The 24728-nt window shown below is 56.4% G+C and carries 16 protein-coding genes and 1 tRNA gene; 10 read left to right on the top strand and 7 right to left on the bottom strand.

Features of this window, described 5'->3' with window-relative positions:
- The first annotated feature begins 157 nt into the window (after positions 1–157).
- Complete coding sequence (locus NMAG_RS00215) at positions 158–1087, top strand: HhH-GPD family protein (protein ID WP_004267027.1); 930 nt, start codon at positions 158–160, stop codon at positions 1085–1087.
- A gap of 142 nt (positions 1088–1229) precedes the next feature.
- Positions 1230–3968 (top strand): type IV pilin N-terminal domain-containing protein, encoded by a 2739-nt coding sequence (locus tag NMAG_RS00220; protein WP_004267028.1) that lies wholly within the window; start codon positions 1230–1232, stop codon positions 3966–3968.
- A gap of 115 nt (positions 3969–4083) precedes the next feature.
- Here NMAG_RS00220 and NMAG_RS00225 read toward each other — a convergent pair whose 3' ends face one another.
- Positions 4084–4734 (bottom strand): hypothetical protein, encoded by a 651-nt coding sequence (locus tag NMAG_RS00225; protein ID WP_069673584.1) that lies wholly within the window; start codon positions 4732–4734, stop codon positions 4084–4086.
- 319 nt (positions 4735–5053) lie between these two features.
- Here NMAG_RS00225 and NMAG_RS00230 point away from each other — a divergent pair, with 319 nt between their 5' ends.
- The 5 genes from NMAG_RS00230 to NMAG_RS00250 all read left to right on the top strand — a co-directional run bounded on the left by NMAG_RS00230 (position 5054) and on the right by NMAG_RS00250 (position 12912).
- Complete coding sequence (locus NMAG_RS00230; RefSeq protein WP_004267030.1) at positions 5054–5707, top strand: hypothetical protein; 654 nt, start codon at positions 5054–5056, stop codon at positions 5705–5707.
- A 196-nt stretch (positions 5708–5903) separates the two neighbouring features.
- Positions 5904–6986: a DNA-methyltransferase gene (locus tag NMAG_RS00235; RefSeq protein WP_004267031.1), complete on the top strand. Its 1083-nt coding sequence runs from the start codon at positions 5904–5906 to the stop codon at positions 6984–6986.
- A gap of 114 nt (positions 6987–7100) precedes the next feature.
- Positions 7101–8768, top strand: coding sequence for a gamma-glutamyltransferase (ggt, locus tag NMAG_RS00240; protein WP_049916070.1), 1668 nt, complete (start codon positions 7101–7103; stop codon positions 8766–8768).
- Between the two features lie 89 nt (positions 8769–8857).
- Positions 8858–12508 (top strand): GAF domain-containing protein, encoded by a 3651-nt coding sequence (locus NMAG_RS00245; protein WP_004267033.1) that lies wholly within the window; start codon positions 8858–8860, stop codon positions 12506–12508.
- A gap of 107 nt (positions 12509–12615) precedes the next feature.
- Positions 12616–12912 carry a HalOD1 output domain-containing protein gene (locus tag NMAG_RS00250; RefSeq protein ID WP_004267035.1) on the top strand — a complete coding sequence of 99 codons (297 nt, stop codon included), beginning with the start codon at positions 12616–12618 and terminating at the stop codon, positions 12910–12912.
- A 209-nt stretch (positions 12913–13121) separates the two neighbouring features.
- Here NMAG_RS00250 and NMAG_RS00255 read toward each other — a convergent pair whose 3' ends face one another.
- On the bottom strand, positions 13122–13535 hold the full coding sequence (locus NMAG_RS00255) for a HalOD1 output domain-containing protein (RefSeq protein WP_004267036.1): 414 nt from the start codon (positions 13533–13535) through the stop codon (positions 13122–13124).
- A gap of 320 nt (positions 13536–13855) precedes the next feature.
- Here NMAG_RS00255 and NMAG_RS00260 point away from each other — a divergent pair, with 320 nt between their 5' ends.
- Positions 13856–15109: a tyrosine-type recombinase/integrase gene (locus NMAG_RS00260; RefSeq protein WP_004267037.1), complete on the top strand. Its 1254-nt coding sequence runs from the start codon at positions 13856–13858 to the stop codon at positions 15107–15109.
- Between the two features lie 4 nt (positions 15110–15113).
- On the opposite strand, the gene NMAG_RS00265 is transcribed toward NMAG_RS00260, so the two are convergent.
- On the bottom strand, positions 15114–15326 hold the full coding sequence (locus tag NMAG_RS00265; RefSeq protein ID WP_004267038.1) for a hypothetical protein: 213 nt from the start codon (positions 15324–15326) through the stop codon (positions 15114–15116).
- Positions 15327–16051: 725 nt separating this feature from the next.
- Between NMAG_RS00265 and NMAG_RS20675 the strand changes: the two genes are divergently transcribed.
- Positions 16052–17203 carry a hypothetical protein gene (locus tag NMAG_RS20675; protein ID WP_004267039.1) on the top strand — a complete coding sequence of 384 codons (1152 nt, stop codon included), beginning with the start codon at positions 16052–16054 and terminating at the stop codon, positions 17201–17203.
- 50 nt (positions 17204–17253) lie between these two features.
- Here NMAG_RS20675 and NMAG_RS21390 read toward each other — a convergent pair whose 3' ends face one another.
- The 4 genes from NMAG_RS21390 to NMAG_RS00285 form a co-directional block, all read right to left on the bottom strand.
- Complete coding sequence (locus NMAG_RS21390; RefSeq protein WP_148221893.1) at positions 17254–19557, bottom strand: hypothetical protein; 2304 nt, start codon at positions 19555–19557, stop codon at positions 17254–17256.
- A 417-nt stretch (positions 19558–19974) separates the two neighbouring features.
- A complete protein-coding gene (locus NMAG_RS00275) occupies positions 19975–20847 on the bottom strand; it encodes a hypothetical protein (RefSeq protein ID WP_004267043.1) in 873 nt (290 codons plus the stop codon).
- Between the two features lie 340 nt (positions 20848–21187).
- The gene (locus NMAG_RS00280) at positions 21188–22882 is read right to left on the bottom strand and encodes a DUF7845 domain-containing protein (RefSeq protein WP_004267044.1); all 1695 of its coding nucleotides are present in this window, start codon (positions 22880–22882) and stop codon (positions 21188–21190) included.
- Between the two features lie 259 nt (positions 22883–23141).
- Positions 23142–23295 (bottom strand) — tRNA-Met (locus tag NMAG_RS00285).
- A 102-nt stretch (positions 23296–23397) separates the two neighbouring features.
- On the opposite strand from NMAG_RS00285, the gene NMAG_RS00290 reads away from it, so the two are divergent.
- Complete coding sequence (locus tag NMAG_RS00290) at positions 23398–24696, top strand: DUF7115 domain-containing protein (RefSeq protein ID WP_004267045.1); 1299 nt, start codon at positions 23398–23400, stop codon at positions 24694–24696.
- Positions 24697–24728: the final 32 nt, after the last annotated feature.

Genomic DNA, 24728 nt, shown 5'->3' on the forward strand with positions numbered 1-24728 from the left:
CCCCGGTGCATGTGAGCATTCAGCACTATCGGTTCTAAAGATTTGCCCTTGTCTATTTGGGTACCCGCCGTTTGGCTGACTGTGCACCAGCCCAACGCGTCCACCCCGAGCGCCGGAGATCACTAGCCCTAAACCTTGGAACGCCTAACCCAGACCGATGACCGATACGGAGGCGGCACAGTCGTCGAGCCTCCCCGATGACTGTGAGTCCGTCCGCGACGCGCTGATCGCGTGGTACGAAGACGACCATCGTGATTTCCCCTGGCGGCGGACCGACGACCCCTACGAAATCCTCGTCAGTGAGGTGATGAGCCAGCAGACCCAGCTCGGTCGCGTCGTCGAGGCCTGGGAGGAGTTCCTCGAGCGCTGGCCGTCGACGGCCGATCTCGAGGCCGCCGACCGGGCCGACGTCGTTGGCTTCTGGACGGGTCACAGCCTCGGGTACAACAACCGTGCGAAGTACCTCCACGAGGCCGCGGCGCAGGTCGAAACGGAGTACGGCGGAACGTTTCCCGAGACGCCCGACGAACTACAGGAGCTGATGGGCGTCGGCCCCTACACGGCAAACGCCGTCGCCAGTTTCGCGTTCAACAACGGCGACGCCGTCGTCGATACGAACGTCAAGCGCGTCCTCTATCGCGCGTTCGATGTCCCGGACGACGACGCGGCGTTCGAGGAGGTGGCGACCGACCTCATGCCCGATGGTCGTTCCCGGGTCTGGAACAACGCGATCATGGAACTCGGTGGTGTCGCCTGCGAGCAGACGCCCTCGTGTGACGAGGCTGGCTGTCCGTGGCGCGAGTGGTGTTCGGCCTACGCCAGCGGCGACTTTACCGCACCTGACGTCCCGACGCAGCCCAGTTTCGAGGGGAGTCGTCGCCAGTTCCGTGGACGAATCATCTCGACACTCAAGGAATACGACGAACTCGAACTCGATACACTCGGTCACCGGATCCGCGTCGACTACACGCCTGACGGTGAGTTCGGTCGCGAGTGGCTCCGCGGACTCCTTTCGGACCTCGCAGACGACGAGTTAGTCGAGTTCGACGGCGACGGCGCAGACACTGTTGCACGACTTCGCCGCTAACGCCGACCGAACTCGGCTTCGCCCGCTTTTTCGACCGACACAGCGCACGAGTGACACGTTTGTGAGGGCTACGTATTATTGGACTCAAATACAGTTTACATTTCCAATAGATTAAAGGGGGAAGATTAGAAATAGCCTGCGTATGCGAAGACGTGAACTACTTGCCGGAAGCGGTACCGTCGCAGCCATCGCCCTCTCCGGGTACACCGGTGCAGCGACGGACAGCGCTCCCGGCAGTCAGGTGTCTCTCCCGTCTGACATCGAGTCCGTTTTTGAACTGGTTCCCGCAGAATCGACCATCGAGACGTCCGTTCGACACATCGTCTACTCGCGTGTTGACGGCCAGGAATCAGAGCCTGGCTACCCTGGCGTCCACGGTGCCGTCGACGAGTTCGACGAAATCGACGCCGACGAGGTCGCTGAAACCGCTCTGGTCATCGGCGACGAAATGCAACTGGCCGCGATCACTGGCTCGTTCGAGCAGCCCGAGATCGGTGACAACGAAACTGAGGGCTGGGCCGTCGGCGAGGTCAATGGCGACCCGCTCGCAGCCGCCGATGGAAAACTGGTCATCGCACTCGGTGACGACAGCGACGACACCATCGACGCAGCCATCGCGACAGCAAACGGAGACGAGGCGTCCGTTCTCTCTGATTCCGACGTCATCAAGACGATGGTCGAACACCTCGATTCGATGTCGTACGTTACCATCGTCCCGGACGCGTCTGAAGTTTCACCTCCCGGACTCGACACCGAGGTGGTCGACGCGGTCGGCATCGGTCTCGAATCTCCACACGGCATTCGCAGCGACGATTCCACGCTCGAAAATGGCTACGTGTTTCACCTGTCCTCAAGTGCGGCCGATGTCGACGACGAGTGGGTCCACGAACAACTCCGGCAACTCGAAGAGGGCGAGGTCCTCGAGGCGTCGATCGACCGTTCGGACGCCTTCATCCACGTCGACGCGGTCGTCGAACAACCACCAGAGCGGGACCGTGACGCCGCACCTGACGCAACCGTTCGTGTCCGTTCGAACGCCGACGAGGGTGTCGCGACGTTCGAACACACTGACGGTGAATCGATCGATGCCGACATGCTCGAGGTGTGGCAGAACGGCGACCTCGCCGACGACCAGCTCGCCGACGAGTACACGAGATTTGCGGAGGGAGATACCTTCGAACTCGAGACGGGACCGATCGCCGACGTCGGACTGCGCTGGTTCGACGAGGACGAAGACGTCTATTACTACTACGGAACGACCACGGTCGGCAGGGAGTCGTTCGAGACGACCCACGACTACGATGCTGACACGGTCGAGATTACCTACACTGGTGAGCGTGAGGCCGATCCCGAACTCCTCGAACTGGTTCACCGGACGGACGATGGTGCGAGCACCGATCGATCGGCGGTCGAGGGCCTGCGCTCGTTGACGGCGGGCGAGACGATCACGGTCGAAGACGTCACGCTGGGCGATCGGGTCTCGCTCGACCTGGCGGTGCCAGCCAATCCGAACAGGGGACAACGGTCGCTTGCCTCCTATCGGATCCGGCCACCCCGGATGTTCCTCTCCAGTCACGGCGAAACTGTCACCGCAAGATACCGGGACGACCAGGACCGCGACGCCGATGAATTCCGCGTGCTGGCCGACGACGAACCGGCAGCGACCCAGTTCACCGACGTGACCGAGACGCTGTCGGATGGCGATGCCATCGAACTCGGCGAGGTAGACCACGGCACGCACATCGTCGTCGAGTGGCTCGAACCCGACGAGCCCGCGGTTGTCGCAGAACGGGTCGTCCGACCGAACGCTCGCGTGGACCTCACGTACGACGACGGCGATGGAACCGTCACGATCGACCACGTCGAAGGCGTTGCGATCGACGCTGACGAACTCAAGTTACGGGCAGGTGACGATCCGATGGCCGTACAGCCAGCCGATGAGTACGACACGTTCGAGCCCGGCGACAGCGTCACGGTCGAGTCCGAGCCGTTCGTGCAAGTCGAACTCGTCTGGGAGGGCCCAGAGGAGACGGAATACAGTATCGGTCGCACAACTGCTGGCCGCGACCTGCTCGACGCGGAGTACGACCACGATGCACGTGAGGTCGAACTTGTCTACACTGGCAGTCAGCCTGCAGATCCGTCGTTCCTCTCGGTCACCCACAGACAGGACGGTCCTACCGATGCAGACGCCAATCGCTTCGAGCAGGCGTACGAGACGTTGACCGATGGCGATAGCATCGTTCTCGAGGACGTCGCAATCGAGGACAGAATCACCGTCATGGTAGTTCAGGAGGGTGAAAACCACTCTTCTCGGCGCTCTCTCTTCCACTTCACACCGGAGCCGAACCGGTCGTTCCACTTCGATGACCGCGAAGATGGACTCGTTGCCGTCTACCGCGAGCAAACGGACCGAGACGCCGATTCCTTCGAACTTCTGGTCGATGGCGAACCAGCCGAGACCCAGCCCGCGGATCGCCACGAGACATTGACTGTTGGTGACGAACTCGAGCTCGGTTCGTTCGATGCCGGAACCGAGCTCACCGTCCAGTGGGTCGTGCCTGACGAACCGCGGTCGGTCCGGAGTCACGTCGTCGTCCCGACTGTCGAGTTCGACATCGAGTACGACGCAGACACCGACGAGGTAACCGTCGAACACGGTGGCGGTGATGCCATCGACGCTGACGATTTGGGCGTTATCGTCGAACCGACACGGCTCGATCCGGTCGGCTGGGACGAGTACGAAACCGTCTCCGAGGGCGATACGACGACGATTGACGCGATCGATGAGTCCAGTTCACACAGTGATCGCGACCCGACGGTGGTGGCGGTCATGTACAGAGAGAACACCCATCTCACGTCCGAACGAATCGAGACCTAATACTGATCGCGACGACTAATCGGTCGCGATCGGTACGCCTTGTTCGAGTGATCTGGCTCTCTTGACTCTCTTGGCTCTCCTGCCTCGAACTCCTCGCGCGTCCGCAGGATTCCGTTCAAACGCTCGAATCGAGCAGCTGCTGTACCCTGTATTGATGCGCGAGGAAGGCACAGCAGACGAACGCAAGCGCTGCAACCTGTACTGCTTCGATCAGGACGACGACAGACGCAATCTCGAGTTCAACCAGCGGCGGTCCGTTCGTCCAGTCAGCGAACCAGGCGGTCGCGAGTAGCGTCGAGGCCCCGATTGCGAGCAGGGCTGCGGAGAGCACAGGACCGAACGAAGAAAGAGGGGGAACGTCCGGCTGGAAAAGGCGGCGCTCGAAACAGAACTGCGTGGTGAGGAGGCCAGTCAGGAACACCGTTGCGACGATGAGGCCGGTCGGTCCGGCAAGGAACTCGGCGATGAGTAGCCAACTGACCCACCCGGCGGCGAGTGTAATCGCGGTGCTTCCGCGTCGAAGATAGACCGCCGAGCGTGTGTCGCTAACGGTCGAATCGAAAATGCCGGCCCTGAGAAACGAGCCACAGAGGAGGATTCCGAGCCCCAGTAAGGCTGCCGCCGTCGTTCCTGAGCCAACGACGAGTCCAAACCAGAGACCGACAGCGAGCGCTTCGACGATCGCAATCGTCAGCGCAGCGGTCATTCCGACGAGCCGTCGCCGGGTCGTACGACCGAGGACGCCAGGATGTCGAATCACGCTCACAGTACCCACACACACCATTTTTACCCGGGTGGGTTTCGTTATCCGATGATTACTGCTCGTCCGTTGCACTCGAGTAGGAACTCCCACACGACCGGCAGCGACGAACGATGTCTTTGACTACCATACTCAGGCGGCTGTGAACGCGTAACCCGGTCTCTCAGTGTCCTCAGGGGTGATTGTTGCGCAACCGGGAGTGGGTGGTAGCAGTGTCATACTGTGGCCTGTCCGATGGGTAGGTGCTGGTTACCTGTTTTTCCCGCACGCGGGACGTGAAAAACGGTCCACAGAATTATGTACAGTGGTGTAGTCGTGCCGGATTATGCCCGAGTCAGAACAACAGGACAGGACACTCTCTGAGTTAGTCGTCAAGGAAGCCGTCGGAATGGGACTGGATTCGTCCATGCGTGAGTCGATTCTCGAAGCTGTTGATGAGGCGGACGGCTCACAGGACCAGCGCTCGCTCGCAGTCGCCGCCGGCACGTTCGGGCTGGGGGCCGCACTCGGCTTTCTTGCCGGTCGCGAGTCGACATCACTCGAGGAGACTCCACTCTCGGACGTCGACGAACCGGACATGATCGAGGACGTGATGGAATCGGACGACGAGGCGGAGGGGGCGGTCGAGGAAACGACAGAGACTGTCGAGGAGGTGACCGATTCGGACGACGAGGCAACCGATGAGGGGGGTTCGAGTGGCATCATGCGGCTCGTCCTGCTGGTCGCAGCAGTCGCTGGAGTGGCCTATCTCCGGCGACGGTTTGCGAGCGACGAGGAGGAGTGGGAGCCGATCGAGGAGTTCGAACCGGCGACTGATCTGGCGGAGAAAGCGGAGGATGAACTCGAGGACGTTGCCGAGGTGGCAGACGAAGCGGAGACTGGCGATGCGGACGAAGAGACGGACGCAGAAGCAGACGAACCGGAGGACGAGGATGAGGACGAAGCAGACGCTGCGGACGACGATGAAGACGACGAGTAACGATCGTCGCCTGTCGCTCTCTCGGTAGCCTCCGTGTTTCCGTTCTTGTTTTTGCGCTCGCTTTCGCTCTCGATACTTCCCGAATTCCTGTCACTGTCACCCCCCGTCCCCGTCTGTCGACTGGCACGCAGCGCGAACGATCACACCGAAGCGTTGACGAAGGAGCTAAGGGGCCGACGCCGACAGTGTGAAGCCAATGGAGACGACCCACCGCGTCTTCGTCGGTGACTCTCGTGACCTCGCCGCAGTCGGCGATGACACCGTCGAACTCGTCGTCACGTCCCCGCCGTACCCCATGATCGAAATGTGGGACGACCTCTTCACCGAGCTCGACCCCGCCATCGGCGACGCACTCGAGTCCGGCGCGGGTCGTCGGGCGTTCGAGGCGATGCACGCCCAGCTCGATCGCGTCTGGGACGAGGTCGAGCGAGTGCTCGTCGACGGCGGCATCGCCTGTATCAACGTCGGCGACGCGACCCGATCGGTCGACGGGAGCTTTCGCGTCTTCTCGAATCACGCGCGGGTACTCGAGGCGTTCGAGTCGCGCGGCTTCGATCCGTTGCCGGACGTGCTCTGGCGAAAGCCGACGAACAGCGCCGCGAAGTTCATGGGCAGCGGGACGCTGCCACCGAACGCCTACGTGACGCTCGAACACGAGTACGTGCTGCTCTTTCGCAACGGCGGCGAGAGTCGCTCCTTCGAACCCGGCGCAGACCGTCGCTACGAGGCGGCGTACTTCTGGGAGGAACGAAACAACTGGTTTTCGGACGTCTGGACCGACGTGAAGGGTGAGTTACAGCACCTCGAACAGCCCGACAATACCGAGCGGAGCGGCCAGGACACCGATCTTCGAGACCGTTCCGCTGCCTACCCGTTCGAGATCCCCTACCGGCTCATCACGATGTACTCCGCGTATGGCGATACAGTGCTCGACCCCTTCTGGGGAACCGGGACGACGACGCTGGCCGCGATGTGTGCCGGGCGCCACTCGATCGGACAGGAACTCGAGACCGGGTTCCGTGACGTCTTCGACGAGCGAGTCGAGCGGGTGCCATCGCTTTCGCGCTCCGTTGGGCAAGCGCGTCTCGAGCGCCACCGCGAGTTCGTCGAGCAGCGCCGTGCGGAGGGCAAGGAGCCATCGTACGACGCAGTTCACTACGATACGTCCGTAGTGACCAAGATGGAACGGGAACTGCTCTTCCGTGAGGTCGTCGAGACGGAACCGATCGACGACGGCTACCGCGCCATACACGAACCCCTGTTCGACGAGGGCCGATAGCAGCCGGATACAGTTCACGATACGCTTCATTCCGTTCAACAGCTGACAGAACGTCCTTTGACACAGCCACCAGTACTTTTGGTGGTTCACGTCAGTGTGTCGGTTGTGACCACTGTGAACGACTCAATCGATCTCGATCGCTTCGATTCGAAACGGTCGACGGCGTACGCGAAACGAGGGATGGTTGCGACCAGTCAGCCGCTTGCAGCGCAAGCTGGCGTCTCTATACTACAGGATGGCGGGAACGCTTTCGACGCAGCCGTTGCGACGGCGGCCGCGCTCAACGTCGTCGAGCCGACATCGACGGGTCTGGGCGGCGACGTGTTTGCACTCTATCGCACCGCAGACGGCGAAGTTGGTGCAATGCGCTCCTGTGGTGGCGCACCGGCCGATACGTCGATTGAGACGGTTCGGGAGTCCCTCCGCGAGTCCGATGATCCGGGCCAGTACTACCCCGAATCGCGCGGCTACGCGGTCGACGGTGAGACCGACGAAGACGAACTCGAGATGCCCTTCCTCGGTCCTCACGCGGTCACGGTACCCGGCACGGCCCGCGGCTGGGAGGCGACCGTAGAGAAACTCGGCCAGAAGACGCTCGGCGACGTCCTCGAACCGGCGATTCATTACGCGACGGAAGGCTATCCGGTCTCGCCGATCATCGCCAGCCACTGGAGCGGTGCTGAGGAGCTATTCACGGACGAAAACGCCCGTGAGGCGTACCTCTTCGATGACGAGAGCCCAGAGCCGGGGCAGGTCGTTACCCTGCCGAAACTCGGCGAGTCGATGCAACAAATCGCCGACGAGGGGGCAGACGCCTTCTACGAGGGGGAGATCGCGGACGCCATCGTCGAGGAAATTCAGGACGCTGGCGGGGTTATGAGCCACGACGACCTCGCTTCCTTCGAGCCAGAGTTCATCGACCCCGTCGAGACGACGTACAACGGTGCGACGGTGTACGAACTCCCGCCGAACAATCAGGGACTCATCGCACTCGAGGCGCTCAATATCGCCGAGGAGATCGGCGCGGGTGAGTACGACTACGACTCGCCAGAGCGCATCCACGCCTTCGCAGAGGCGATGAAACTGGCGTTCGTCGACGGCCACCATTACATCACGGACCCCGAGTACGAGACGGTCCCGCCGCTCGCATCCAAGTCGTACGCGCGCGAGCGGGCGAACGCGATCGGCGACGCCCCGATTCAGGACCCTGCAGTCGGCGTTCCGAACGCGAACGCTGAGGATGCCGACACCGTACTGCTGACCGTTGCGGACGACGAGGGCAACCTTGTCTCCTACATCAACTCCAGATTCGCCGGCTTCGGCAGCGGTCTCGTCGCGGGCGAAACGGGTATCGCGCTCCAGAACCGCGGCGCGTCGTTCTCGCTCGATCCGGACCACCCGAACAGTCTGGAGGCCGGCAAACGGCCGTTCCACACGCTCGTTCCCGCCATCGCGAAACTCGACGAGGACGACTGGCTCGCCTTCGGCGTGATGGGCGGCTACATGCAGCCACAGGGCCACCTTCAGGTCCTCTCGAATCTGATCGACTACGACATGTCACTGCAGGACGCTCTCGACGCGCCGCGCTGGCGCTACCGCGAGGACGGTACTCTGGGCGTCGAGGAACGACTTCCAGCGCTGGCGAAACTCGCTCGAAAGGGCCACGACGTCGGCGTCCTGCCGCCGGTGATGTTCGGCGGTGCCCAGATCGTCCGTCAGAACGGCGACGCGCTTTCAGGGGCGACAGAGCCGCGCAAAGACGGCGCTGCAATCGGCTACTGAGCACGGAAAGAATAAATTACCATTTCTAACCGAAGACGTCGGAAATAATTCTGCGCGAAGCTTTTGGTACTGCTGGACGCAGTGGCGGTATGAACGACTGGCTCGAGACTGCCATTCAGGCCGAGCCTTCCGTGCAGTCGTCCAGTGTCCCTTCCACAATTCGCGTCCTCGTTACCGGGTCGACCTCCCTGCGCGAGACTGTCTCGGAGACACTCGCAGCGAGCGACGTTGCCTCCGTAATCTCGCCCGCGGCCGAGACAGACGTGGCTGTCAGCGCTGACTCGAGTACCGAGCCACCACCACACTGCCTGCTCACCGACGACCTTGACTCACTTTCGGACATGGGTCTCCTCGAGGCACCCGAGGGAACTGTGGATTCTGCACCATCCGACCCATCCGAGATGTCCGGCCCAAACGAAGTATCCAACACGCCTGAAAGATCCGAAACATCCGAAACAGCTGAAACATCCGAAACAGCTGAAACATCTGAAACAGCTGAAACATCTGAAACAGCTGAAGCACTCGAGGCATCCGAACCCCCCATAACTCCTGAAACACCCGGCCCACTCGAGTACCCCATCCTCTACGTCTCTCCCGACGATTCCGAGCGAACGGCCACTGACTCGGAGCACATCTCACTGTCGTTTGACAGTGAGACAGCCGACGCGACGGATTCGACGACGGGATCACAGACCGAGTCCGCAGAGCCGGCATCGTCAACCACGGCGACGGCCGAGCCTTCTGTCCCCTCACCACCTCCACTCGAGATCGTTCCACGAGCCATACTGCAGTCCCGTCGCCAACTCGAACACCGGTTACAGCGGACGGTCCAGTTCGCCGCGCTGACCGAGACAGTCACGGCCCAGCGCGAGTGGTATCGCTCGTTACTCGAACGCTCTGCTGACCTGTTGTTCGTCCTCGACGAGACGGGCGAAATCACGTACGTCAGTCCGTCGGCGGCAGACGACTCGAGTGCAGACGAGCCGACCGGTGCGACCGCGGACGACTTGCAGACACTGTGTGGGACCCACTTCCTCGACAAGGTCCACCCCGACGATACCGACGACGTCCGTGACGCGATCGCAGCCGTCAGAGCGGCCGAAATCGGATCGGCGGAGGCGGTCGAGTACCGGTGTCGAACCAGCGCGGATACAGAAACCTGGGGGGTCTACGAGGCGACGCTAACGAACCGACTCGACGACGACCCGATCGACGGTATCGTCGTCTCAGTCCGAGACGTCACCGAGTATCACCGCGTCGAACGGGAACTGGACGAGTCGTTCCGTCGCGTGACGGATGCGTTCTTCGCCCTCGATGCCGACTGGCGGTTTACCTACGTCAACGAACAGGCTGCAGCGACGCTCGATGCCGACAAGGAAACACTGCTCGGCGAACCGATCCTGGACGTCTTTCCGGAGATGGTCGGCACTGACTTCCAGCGAGCTGCACTCGAGGCGATGGAGGAGCAGGAACTGCGGTCGCTCGAACGCTACTACGGTCCCTACGACCGCTGGATCGAGGCCCGAATCTATCCGTCATCGACCGGCGTCTCCGTCTACTTCCGCGACGTGACCGATCGTATCGAGCGCGAACGCAAACTCGAGGTCCGCACTGAACGTCTGCAGGCAATCGTCAACAACGCGCCGATCATCCTCTTTACGCTCGACCCCGACGGGACAGTGACGCTGGCCGAAGGGCAGGGACTCGAGCGGCTCGATACGGTCCCGGAGGAAGTCGTCGGACGGTCCGTCCTCGATCTCTTCGACGACGACCCGAAGGTCCGCGCCGATTTCCACGCCGCACTCGAGGGCTACCCGATTCACGTCCAGAACGAAGTCGACGGGCAGATACTCGACGCCTGGTGTCGGCCGATTACAGTCGACAGGGGCAGCGGGGAGGCCGTCTCCGGCCCAGCCGACGATGACCAATCCGAGATCGAACGGATCATCGGCACCGCTGTCGACGTCACCGAGCGCGTCCAGTATCAGGAGACACTCAATGGCCTTCACGACGCCACGAGCCACCTGCTCACCGTCGAATCGAAGCAGGCCGCCTGTGAGTACATTGTCGACGTTGCCGCTGACGTACTCGACCTCAATGCCTGCGTCTACCGGTTTGACGATCAGCAAAACGAACTCGTCCGGGCCGCCTACTCGACCGCGTTCGAATCCCTTGCTGGCCCGCCACCACGGCTCCAGCCGGGTGAATGTCTCTCCTGGGAGGCGTTCGTTTCGGAGACGCCGTCCGTCTTCGACGATGTGTCGGAGGTTGGCGGTGTGTACGATTCTGAGACTGACGTCAGAAGTACACTCTTCGTCCCGCTTGGCCAACACGGCGTGCTCGTCGCCACTGCAGCCGAGCCGAACACGTACGACGACGAGACGGTCGAACTGGCCCAGCTATTCGCCCGTACCGCGGAGGCGGCACTCGACCGTATCGGCCGAACGCGACGGCTACACGAGCGCGAGCGCGAGCTGAAACAACAGAACGACCGTCTAGAGCGCCTCAATGCGGCAAACCGTGTCCGCCAGGAAATCGAACAACTGCTGTTGATGGCCGATTCGCGATCCGAAATCGAGCAGGGAATTTGCGACCGGCTCGCTGAACTCGACGGCTGCTCGATGGCCTGGATCGGTGCGCCGGATCCGAGCGGGAACGAACTCCGCATGCGAGCCCAGGCTGGACGCGACTACGGGTATCTCGACGCCATCACCGTGACGACAGTCGACAACTCGGCCGCCGAGCCGTCGGGCCGAACCGCACGCACGCGGACACCCACCGCTGTCGACAATATCGCAGACGCCGTCCACGATGGCGACTGGCGCGCCGAAGCTCTCTCGCAGACGTTCCAGTCGGTGTACGCGGTTCCACTCGTCTACGACGATTTCCTCTACGGCGTGCTCTCGCTCTACGCCGACGACCGGAACGCCTTCGACGATCGATTCCGCGAGATGCTCACCGAACTCGGTGAGACGATCGCCTACTCGATCGACGCCGTCAAACGCAGACGCGCCGCTACCGACGACACCCGTACCGAAGTCGAACTCGAGATCGACCGTGGCTCGCTTTTCGGTGCCCTCGCGACTCACCTCGACGCGGCGGTCGAACTCGAGGGCGCGACGGCTGGAACGGACGAGACGGTCGTCTTCGTGTCCGTGGATACCGCAGCTGAGGACGACGCTACTGTATCGGGAACGGCGGCTGATCGCTTCGATACAGACGAGTTGACGTCCATCACGGGTATCGTCGATAGCTCCGTCATCGCCCGTTCAGAAGGGAAGACGCTTCTCCAGCTCCGGATTGTCACTCCCTTTATCGGCTCGGTCGTCGATGCACAGGGTGGCACGCTTCGATCGGTCTCTGCTGCGGCGGCCGAGCCAACGCGGGCCCGACTCGGCGTCTCCGACGCTGTCGAGATTCGCGACATTATCTCGGGACTCAACCGAAACGGGATCGACGCCACGATGATCGCCCGACGCGACCAGCCTGCAGAGACGCCGGTGGCACTCGATGCGGCCAGTCGACGTGTGCTGTTGAACCAGCTGACCGAGCGCCAGCGCGAGGTCGTCCAGACGGCCTACCACGGTGGGTTCTTCGATTGGCCGCGTGAAACGACCGGTGAAGAGATCGCAGACTCACTCGACATTTCCTCACCGGCGTTTCATAAACACGTTCGCGCGTCGGAGGCCAAACTCTTCGGGACACTGTTCGATGACGTGTTTTCGACAGGGGATGGTTAACTGTTTAACCAGCGGAGATCGGTGTAGTTACACAGTTAACGAGCAGGCTCTTTACAACCAACCGTGAAGGAAGAACTGCCTTCCACGGAAAGCGGGGGTCAGCAGTAATGACTGAGATTGAGATGACTTCACAATCACCAGTAGCGACAGGGGAGTATACCGTACAGTACGACCGACTTGACGACGAGCCACTGAGCGTCGCGATCGCGACCGCTGTTGCCACTGTTTGCAACGCAGACGCGACCGAGCTCGAACCACTTCACTACGCCATCAACGCCGATGCACTCGAGCGACTGTTCGAGCCGCGTGCGAACGGGCTCAGAAACGAGGGGTCTGTCACGTTCGAATACAACGACTGTCTGGTCACTGTGACCGCAGATGGGACGATCCGAGTCGAATCGTAATCGCTGCCCGGTGTACCTGTCCCGGCTTTTACTCACCAATCTGCTTTGGTAGCTGTAGCTCGGTATCTATGGCTCGATAGCTGTAGCTTAGTAGCTGTGGCTCGGTAGCTGTAGCTCGGTAGCTGTAGCTCGGTAGCAGCCGCTACTCACTTCGTGGTGAACCTGTCTGGCAACACCACGGTGATCACGGCCGCTGTTTCCGCCAGCGGTCAATCGCTCTGGGCGTCGGCATCCTCCGTCGGATTTGATCCCGATTCTGGATATTGCCGTGGCGTAATCTCGACGGCACCAGTTCCGTCGACGCGAACTCGATGTCCACGATAGACAAACACAATCTGCGAGAGTCCCTCGGTGGGCGTATATGCTGTCCCAGTCCCTGTTTCTGTGTCGGTACCTGTTTCAGTGGTCATCCCAGTTCCTGTTCCTGTTCCCGTTCCCGTTCCGGCCTCTGCGTCAGGCCGTGCACCGATGGCCGTGGCCCGCGTTGTCGATCGGACCAACACATCGAGTGCACTCGGGTCTATCACTTCGTACAGCGGTGGCTCGAGCTCTGTCGGCTCGAGTCCTTCGATCGCTGCAATCTGCTGGATAACGTTTTGACTCGGGTCAATCCCCGTCCCCATGCACCACCCTGCCACACGACCACACATAAATCCGATGATGGTTTTCTGACGGATGGCTGCCGTGCGTCTGACGCCTGGCAGACAACCCCGAACCGATCAGTTCGCACTCTCGCTCGTTCCCTGCAGTCTCTTCAGAGACCTGGGTTCTGAGCGAGCGGGACAATGTGTCAGCGCCACCGCTCTTATCGAATGTAACACTCTACTACCAGTCCCGGCGTTACCACTCGTCTTCGACCTGTGGTGTCGTTACAAATGCCCGGGGAGGGGCTCGAACAAATGGTTCCGATGCCCATATATAATAGGAAGGTATCTACCGGGGTATGTCGAACCGTGACTACCGTTCGCAGATAGAGAATCTGCGTGAACGGGCGCGTACTTCCGACGAGATCTCCAACGAAGACGGTGAGGCACTGATAAAGTTCAGTAACAGGATGGACCTGTTGCGCTCCGAGTACGGTGATGCTCGCCATAAGAAGCTCCTCGGAAACTGTGTCCGTCTGGCCGAAGCTGTCGGTGGGCTCGCTGACGCGCTGGATAACCGGGATTCGGCCGAACAGGTCGTTCGATACATCAACCGGACATACGAAAACGAGGAATCGAACCGTGACTACCGGATAGCCCTCCGAATGTTCGGTGAACACACCACCGACGGCGAGGGAAAGCCGGACAGCATCGACTGGATACCCAGTACATATTCGAGCGACTACAACCCGAAGCCGGATCCGAGTAACATGCTTCGATGGGATGAGGAAATCGTTCCGATGATCGACGAAACGCGGAACTCGCGTGACGCCGCGCTCATCGCCACGGCGTGGAACCTCGGAGCGCGTCCGTACGAGCTCCAAGACATCTCCATCGGAGACGTGACGGACAGCAATTACGGGATGCAGGTCACGGTGGACGGAAAACGCGGCCAGAGGTCGCCCACGCTGATTCTTGCGGTCCCTCACCTCCAACGGTGGCTCGAGGACCATCCTGATCCTGACGACCGTGATGCGCCGCTGTGGTGCAAGCTGACAACGCCCGAACCGATCAGTGATCGGATGTTCCGAAAGATCCTCGAAACAGCGGCTGACCGAGCCGGGGTCACACGGCCTACAACGCTGTCGAACTTCCGAAAAAGTTGCGCCAGTTACCTCGCCAGCCAAAACGTGAACCAGGCGAATTTGGAAGCTCACATGGGCTGGAAACAGGGGAGTAGCGTAGCTAGCAGGTATATCGCTATCTTCAGCGGGGAAAGTGAACGTGAGATAGCGAAGGCATACGGGGCGGAAGTCCAAGAGGACGAACCGGACCCGCTTGTTCCGATAGAGTGCCCGCGATGTACTCGAAAGACGCCGCGTCACAAGGATCAGTGCGCGTGGTGCGGACAGATCCTCGAACCTGGAGCTGTCGAACGAATCCAGCGCGAACAACGGGAGATTAGCCGAGATACCCTCAAGATCCTCAAAGAGAACCCGAAGCTCTTGGAGGAAGTGGAAACGCGACAGGAAATCATTGCGTTTCTGGAGGATCGACCCGAACTCATCGCCCGCGCCAAACGGATGGCAGACGCGGCTGACAGCGACGACTGACGGGTTAGTTCCCATCCAGATCCCTCCGTTGCAACCGATCCAATTCAAGCTGGAGCTCTTCTAACGTCACATCATCGCCGTATTCGTCCAGAATCGCCCATACGACGGCCCGGGTAAATTCGTCATCGCCGTTTTTCAGGACATTGAGTAATCGGTCCCGGTTATTCTGAACATAGCGTTCGGGATCATCAGTAAGCGAGTAGTTCGGATTACTCATCCATATCACCCCGTTCCCGTGACGCCACTTCGAATATGGAAACAGAGGTAAGGGGCCCTTCTGTGGGGGAGGACTCGTATTCGGTGCAAGTGTCAGCCGGTGCGTCAGTCGTAAGACCTAAGCCACCGGAAAGAGAATCCACTACCGAGACAACACCAACAACCCGTCCAAGGAATCGCTGGGTGGAAATCACGCCACTCAGCGGGGTTGTCATCGGTCGGGCTTTCTCCGACCGTACTTTCACTTCTGTCGAGTGGTACATCTGCTGCCTTTGCTAAAAACTTAACGACCGCTAACCCCGTGGAATCGATGGTTAGGAGTACCACAACGCCATAATTCTGTGGTACAGAATCCGTCAACTATGGTTCCGGTTTTATATAACTGTGACACAAAATAGCCTTTTCCTGAATTTATCGTAAAAGCGTTTTCCAGTGGATTTTGGCCCGTTCTTTCACTGGGTGATTGACTCTTTCCGAGTCTGTGCTGGATCCGTTTGCACATTGGGATCGTACTGAGCGACCATCTTTCTTAGAAGGGTGTTGTAGTCTTCTCCCCCGCGTTTCTGGGAGCGAACAAGTTCTAAAACTTCACTCTCTACGGGAATAGAGGTATCACTTGGCATATGGTCACTGACTAGCTAATGACACAAATAACTACTGTCCACTTTTGAGCAGCTGTTTTCTCATCGCATTATTTATAATGGATGTGTGGCGAGAAAATAGATAATGAATGATGATATCATCCAATCAGAATCATTACAAAGCAATATAAATAGGATTATCTTCCTTTTTGTTTTTGGAGTTGTCATCCTTGTTAATGCATCCTATATATTGTTTGGATCAATCGGCATAGAAGCGGTCGGAATTATACTAACTTCCATTCTTAGCGCGTTACTCGTAGTACTATATTTCAGACAGACTGTCATTCAAAACAGACAGTCTAAACTATTAAGAGCGGATCACAAGCCTGCAATTCGACGTAGCGTGTGGGAGGAATGGTCTGAAGGGTTAGTGCGTATTGATCTTGAGAACTTTGGAAATGGATTTGCAGATAACTTACAGTTAGAATCTGTCGTGGAATGCTCTAATGATGTTTATGAGACGAAGGTTTTCCGCCGACCGCTATACCGATTATCGGACGAAGAGAAGACTGACTTTCAACCTGCAAATTTAGAGAGTGGTGAGAAAGCAAGTTTCATGGGTATTGTCGGGACGGAACTTGAAGGGAAGGGAACCTTTTCTGATCTTACTGTGCCGTTCTCTTCGGCTGTTGCAGCCCTAAAAGTCACAGGCACTCGTGCGGTACGGTGGGAAGTAAATATTGTTTATCAAAATCCCCTTGAGGAAGAAAGACGGCGAAAAATCTTGGAGGGGACATTCACACCAAAAGGTCAGATGAGCCTTACTGATTCTATGCACAGTATCTTTCCAGATGGAGCAGAAGCGATGTTAGAAAATAATGCTTCAAGTTTCCATTTCCGACCACAACCATATGGGACATCGAATCCAGAAGAGTGTCCGAATGTAAATGTCGATCTCACCTTTATGGGTTTCCCTTTAAAAGATGATGAGGTAAAATATCAGATACCGGCTCGTATTGAGATTGGCAACGCAGATGCTGTAGAGTTACGAATGGGATCTGATGTCTTAACGCGTGTTGAACCGAGTGATATAGAATCAGACGATGACGTAGCTAAAGTTAAAATCAGCGAACTCTCATCTGATCCGATGACATATGGGGATGTGATTCAGGTATTTGCCTTTCAGGATGGAAATGAATATGAAGTAGATTGTATCCCTGCACCTGACCGATTACCACAAGTGTACAATGAAGCTATTCATCCAGAAGATATAGTTAAGCACAGACAGACTAGGTAGAGATAATTGGCTAAATATTAATCAGGTTCTCAGCTAAGACCGCTTGATGATCAAATCCATTTCTGCTCTCTTTTTAAGTATTTGTGATATCGGTCACACCTGTTTTGTAAGTACATTTTGAATTTCTGATTTATCATCTGCTGCTCCTGTGACCAAACTTGATTAGCTGAAAGGGGGTATCCGGTCATGCCATCTAAATCTGGATATCCCTTATTAGACAGCGCTGATGTCATGATTTGACTGTGTGTGTGGTTAGGTTCGTAAAAATCATGGGCTAAGAGCTGATTGAGTAACGTTCTGCTCTTGTTCAGTTGAGGGCGATTATGGATTAGAGCCCCGAATAATTTCAAATGCCTGTATAGCCACTTTGCCTCCTCTTGGCTATACTCCTCCCTTATTTCCGAATAAAGTTTCGCGAAATATATTAAATTATAAAATAACCGGTCATCGTCTTCCAGATGGGTATAGTATAGAATGACGAGATAGTTGGACAACTGGTCAATGATAGTCGCCCTAGGGCGAGAACCATTATTTATGCCAATTTCTTCTCTTAAAGAGTCACAAAAATACTCTGTTAATTGCTTTTCAACGTTGATGATTCCCACATCATCGTTGACCATTCCATCTAAATCATAAGAGCATATGAATAGCAACTCTGGATAGCCAGAGTAAAAGTCATAATAGTTAGTATCTGAAAATTGGTTTGTCACCTCCCGTACTAGTGATCCGAGAACCATCATTATTGTTAATAACTCTCGTTCAGTACGTGGGTTTGAAAATTCGGGCTTATCTTTTTGAGCTATCTTTGCCTCTGCTGGTGGCTCTGATGTAATGCTACTAATTAGAGCCGCGTGATTTGGATCTAACCCATATATCCCATAGTACCTTATATTTGCCATAAGTGAGTTCAATCTAAAGTAGGATGCCAAAACAAGATCGTTAGCGACAACATCTGAATCCTTGCTCAGAGAATGGATGTTGACCATTGCATTCAGTACATTCTCAATAACCTGGTCAGAATATAAACGATTCTCAGTACTGATATTATTTATAATTGTGATCAGTTGCCATTCAAATTGTGCGAGGGAAATTTGAATGGCTGCAGAATTGCCTGATTTTTCGACGGACGTGCTAACGATTTCTTCTAAAGGTGTTGTCAACGCACCATATGTTCCGAAACCGTGTGGATCATCATCATTTAAGTACAATAAGATGGTCCGATTGATTTCTCGAATTGAGGTCCCATAGGCATCAGTCCGATCCAAGCCATCTTCCGTGATCTCGAAAACCTCTTTCAAGGAATTTAACCAGAGCAAAGTCTGACGACTGTCTTTGGTATTTTTATACGTTTCCCTGGACAGATGGCCTAATGAATCAACTAATGTTTCAAGATTCTTTTGATGAGAATATTCGTCACCTAAGTCGTGAATAAAAAAGTAATATTGATCATTTAGATGTCTTACAAACTCTTTTTCCACGGGTGTTTCAACGATATCTAAATAGTTTGTTCCGTAATCTTCTAAACAGTCTATACAAGTGTCTGCTACATCATATTCATTATTTTCAACTGCTTCCAAACCAATGTTTCTGTAGAAAGATGTTTCATTGATCAATTCTTGATGCTCATCCTCTTTTTCTATTTCTGGTGGCTTAAATAGTCTCTCTCTATCTATTTTTTCTATATTCCTGTCTTTCCTTTTCGATAGAATATTTGACACATCTAAGTAGTGAGCGACTATCAGTGTAAGTGATAATAGCAACATTAGGGATGCTATTGCTGAACTATAACTTATCAACGTAGCTAAGCCTGAAAGTCCAAAATATATTGATGTAATATTGAATGTAGTGAAAACTAAGAATAGTATGACAATAAATCTTAAATAGTTGTCGTTTAAAACTTCCTCTGAAAGATTTGATGAGAAACTTTGAGTTGCATTCTGAATTACAAAAACCAATATTATGAATGAAAATCCGACCAAATTGATCATCAAAAGAAGAGATTCTGGGTAAAAGGTTGGTTCGGCTGGTTCGGCAATGTTTGTTATAGCATTTGGATATAGATTATAAGATACCAGCACGGAGATGGGCAGAAGGATAGCAATATAGAAGAAGAAGACTCCTACACCATACCGATCCATCATATTTCTTTTTGTTTCTATTTTAATCATATAATCAGCAAATGGATCTATGGTTCTGTTGTCTATGCGTGCCTTCCTATGGGTATAGCGATAGTCATAGTATATTGTCTTTTCTATGCCATGATGTGGATCATCATATATTCCAGTCCGTGATGATCGAAACATTTTCCAGAACCTCACCAACTGGAAAAGTGGAGCGGCAGATTCTGGATTCATTTATAAGGAGACGGTGAACTGTGGGGATTCATCGTCAAAGCGTTTTCCAGTAAACCGCTCACTGTGAAGCAATTCGATCGTCGCCACTATGTGAGGTGGGGATAGTTGCGGGTGAGTTTCTAGATAGAAGGGGCGAAATGACGGTAATGGTTGTAATTAGGCCATACGGCGGCCAGAAAGTGGTCACGTCCCCCAGAAATAGAGGGTATATCACCTCTCTGGAACTGAAATTAGACAGCACTCTGTGGTACAAACGCGCGTCAATGTGGAATGGATTGATCGCGACTCTCCCGCGCCGCAAGGATCAAGCCCTAACTCAACTGGAACGAAATGGTCTGATTCCCTTTCTACGAGAGCGACGGATCCCCAATGTTTGAGGTTCAGCCGGTCGTTCAATGATCCGGTGTAGAGAAATGATTAGTCGTTATACGCTGGTGAGTGTTCATCCAAAATTGGACAGGGATCTCCCGGTTCACCATTGTCTTCCTCAGAAATAAGAAAGCCTTCTGCGTCTTCATGAACGTTCTCGCGGGGTTGATATGCACACCATGTTAGATCTTCAAAATAATAGAGTGCATAAATATATTCGTCGTAGTTATCTCCCGCATTTTCAATTATATCTTCTTTCACTTCATACTCTTCGGACTGTTGAATAGTACTATCTTCAAGATACACGCCTTGTGATTCCCACATGTAATCGGTTTTGACTGGAAGATTTGTGTTCAGTCCATAATATCGTGTATCCTCGGAGAGAACATCGGTGTCCACTACAAAAGCAACAGTTGCGTCCGTACCCGGGTCCAACTCTCCAATATTCACCGTTTGTGAACAATATTCTCTGCTATCACCATTTTCCTTGATTTCCTCTTCTCTGGGTAGGATTGGATCGCGGACAGATACACCTTCTGAGGTCCCCAGTTCAGAATTTTTAACCAAACAACCGGGTAGATGGACTTCTGCCTCGATATTCTCGGCGGTTGCATCGCCCTTATTGGTGAATTGGACTTGGTATGTCACATAGCTACTTTCCCAACTTAGATTGTCCAACAACTCAATCTCATCACCCTCACGATAATCCGGATCCCCGACTTCATGCTCAATTTCTATCACTGGTGAATTGTATACACCAACAGCATCCCCAATAGGAACAAAAATTGGTGTGAGGAGAGGGGTTATGACAAATGTCAAGAGTATACCAGTCAAAAGTCCAGCTACGAACCCATGTTCCTCGATAAATTCCGTAATCTTGCTATAGGCCGTCTGAAGCGCAGAGATTAGTCTTAGACTCATTATTGGTATCCTATTTCACTGTAGAACGATAATCTATCTTTGTATAACCTTTTGACGGATCTAAAATGAGAAGCGCCAAAGTTTCGCGTGGTCCCTACGGGGGTGCGTTTTTGCGCGCCTGCGGCGCGCAGCGGTGTGGTGTATTTTGATGGTGTGGCCTTAGCCACACTCCTAACGGGGATCCCGACCGGGGCGGTCGGGATTCCCCGCGTGGGTGCGGGACGGGGGCCAACCGGCCCGCCCCTCGCGGGGCGCGGCGAGGGGGTAGAACCAGGTATTACACGCAGAAATAAGTGAAAATAAGAGTGTTTGATAGTGATGCCTCTCACCGGGCGGGCCGCTACAGGTAGTGCCAGACCGTAGCTACGCCGCGCTCACCAAGGTCTACCTGTCCGCCCCGGAACCGAGCCGGATCCTTTCCGGCGTCACACCACAACCGGTACGCTTCCTCAATCCGGGCACTGACGTTCCGGATGCCACGCATTCGGAGCTTCAGACGGGCGTCCTGCCGGTCGTCTACGTCGATTCCGTGTTTTGCGCACCACGCTACCAACGCGCTGGTTGTCTCGTCTATACCGCGCTTGCTGGCCTCAATCGCTTTCGCCCCGGCTTCCACAGCGCGACGAGTGGCGTCCTTCGCCTCTTGTACGGACTCGTGGACCATCTCAGCGATGTGATTCGACCGGAGCGAGACAGACCCATACTCAGCCTCTACGAGTTCAGGGATGCGGTTCAGCGCTCGCCTCACGCTATCTACGTGGCGGTCATTTGCCTCGGCTATGTCGGCAGGTGAAACGTCGCCACCGTCTGTTACCAGATATTCCAGAGACTCCCATTCTACGGGGCTGAGTCCGTCAGCGAGGTGTTTGATAACGACCGATTCCTGAGAACTTCGGATCTGCGTCAGGTCCAGCGAGACGACGTTACGATCCTGTTCTTGGGTGGGGTCGAAGTAGTCATCCGCAACGAACGGCCCATAAAGGCCCCGCCCGGGACCGTTGCTGTCCCCGTCACCCTGTTCGTCGTCTCCGGGGTGGATCGGGATACCGGCCTCGGCCAGTACGGACAGCACCGTCTCGTCAAGCTGCCGCGTGAGTTCTTCAAGTTCGTCGGGACTGACACCGATTTTCTCATCCCACAGGTTCACCTGATAACTCGCTCCGACTTTCGGATGTGCCAGTGCCCGCGAACTGGACATGCTGGCGGACTCGCGGCTGTAGTAGTGTTTCACTTCTCTCGGGAAGGTGTGGGACGGGAACACCTCAGTAACGCGCTGAGGTCCGAGAGTAGCCGTGTGGTAGTATCCCTTCACGTTCCGGCCCTTCTCATCCCGGTCGTTCTGTACGAGTTTTCTGTAGCCACTACGGTCGTTTTCAAGCAAGTGGCCGAGTGACGCGATTGGCCCGTCACGGGCGTGGACCGGACCACTGCGCTCATCAAGCAGGCGTACGTACCGTTCGGCGTCCTGCGTGTTCGAGTGAGGATGGTAGTCCTCGAAGTACCTGCGGTGGATTCCCACGGCTTCAGCGGCTTCTCGTAGCAGTTCCTCGTACCGCTCGAAAGCGATGTTCGACCCGTTGATTTTGATGTTCACCGCTTCGTGGACCGGTCGCTCATCAGTTCCGTCAGGGACGGAGAACTCGGATTTCTCACCCCACTTGTTTTCGGTCTGCATGCCCTGCCAGCGGGGAGCGAGGTGCGCGTTGAAGGACTGCTGTCCCGCCGGATCTTCGTCGGTGTGGCGGGCAACAGACAGCCGGAACTCACGCATTTCCTCAATCCAGAACTCGGTTCCCTGTGGGTTCGTCGCGCCTGGCTGAATATCTCCGTCATCGTCCTCACCGGGATGGGCGATACCGCTATCTTGGTAATACAGCTTCACTACCCATTGTTCCCCGTCGTTCTGGAACGCGGCAACCTGTGACCCGCCCCCGTCCTTCACTCGTCTGTCGGCTGCAAAGAACGGCTGGAGCCCGTATTGCTCAAACAGGTAGTTGGCCGAATACTCGTGGTAAGCGAGCCCGACGGCCTTCATCGAACCACCCCGTGAGCGGTGGCGATTCTATTTCCAGACTGCCGGGACACCACCGGTTCGCGTGGTTCGTGTGGATACCCAACACCACCGGTTCGTGTGGCGTACCACAGAGGGACTAAACCCCTCAAATTTCTTATTTCTGGGGCATATATAACCAGTTCTGTGGAGGACAGGTATTCAGTCCCAGATCTGGAAATAGAATTGTGGGTGGAACGTACTCCCGTACCCTTTTTCTTGGGCACCGGAACAAATAGTTTTATGCCCGGGGAGGGCTCCGAACCCTCGATCTCCGCATGTCCCAGGTCCGAGGCTCGGCAGAGTCCTCGTGGGGACACGGAGGCTTCCAAGGCGAAACCGCACCGAATCTCTGAACCCTATGAGTGCGGCGCTATGTCCAGCTAAGCCACCCGGGCTCACTTTCCGGTAGTCGCCTGCCTTTCTTTAAGCTTCTCATTCCCGTTCGTCGTGCAATCTGGACCCACGGATTTATCACACGTTATTACGAACTGCGACCCATGAACGTTCCCGGCATCGTTCAATCTACTCTCGATGGCGAGGAGATCGCCGCACGAGTCTCGCTCGGGGGGGAGGACGAACTCTTCGTCACATCTTCGAGAACACTCGTCTATCGCTCCGAGGGTCTGCTGAGCGATGAATCAGTCGACGACTACCCACACGACGCCGACCGACTCACCCTTTCGGAAGGCCGACGCAAAACCAAGTTCACACTCGAGTACCCACTCGAGGACGACAGGCAGTTTACCGTGCCATCGAAGGCGACGGACGACGTGTTGCACCCGGTCATTGCGGGTGTGTTGAACGGTAACGGAATTACGGATGCCGGTGAGACGGTTGTCCAGACCTACCGTTTCAGTGAGCTGACGCTGATCATCACGAGTGATCGGCTGGTCAAGCACATCGGCGCTGCCGTCTGGGACGAGGATTACGAGGAGTACGCTTTCGAGGACGTGACGAACCTCGCCTTCGAAGACGGCAGCGTTGCGACGCAGATTGTCCTCGCGGTTGACGGTCGTCCACAGCGGATCAAAGCGCCGAACGATGAGGCGAACGATCTCCGGGAACGCCTTCAGCGGGCGCTGTTTGACTACCACGACGTGGAGTCGCTCGCCGAACTCAATGACGTTGTCGGGGTAGACGAGGACGACGAGCCTGACGAATCCACCTCGTCGATGGACTTCGGCGACAGTGTCGATCCGCTCGATGCGAATCCGCCGGAGCTTTCAGACCGGGAGGATAGTGGTCGTGCTCGGGAACAGACACAGCCACAGACTCAATCCCAATCGCAACCACAGGACCAGTCGATGTCCGACACCGAGGCACAGGCCAGCCAGGCCGCGGCCTCGGACCCACTCGCCCAGCAGGAGACACAAACCCAGGCCCAGGCCCAAACCCAAACACAGACGCAGGCGAACACATCGAGCGAGACCTCCAGCGTAGCGGAGTGGGGACAGCAAAACCAGGAGTCGTCGACGGGCGTCGGCTCGGCTGACTCAGCGCAGTCCACACCGACAGGTAGCGATGTCGCTACCGACTCACCTGACGAGGACCGCACAGGAGAGGCCGGCATTGTCGACACCGACCCGATCTTCGAAGAACCAGCCGACTCGAGTACGACCGATGGCGATGCTGCCCTCGATACTGATCCCACCCACGAACCCGCACCCGCACCCGCACCAGCGGTGCTCGATCGACTCGATGCACTCGAGACGGCCGTCGAGGAACAGAACGAACTCATCGAGCGACAACAGGAGACGATCGAGCAGTTGATCACTGAGCTTCGACAGGGTCGGTAGTCGCGTTTCAGGCTCTTTTTTGTTTTAGCTCA

Source organism: Natrialba magadii ATCC 43099, assembly GCF_000025625.1.
GTDB lineage: Archaea > Halobacteriota > Halobacteria > Halobacteriales > Natrialbaceae > Natrialba > Natrialba magadii.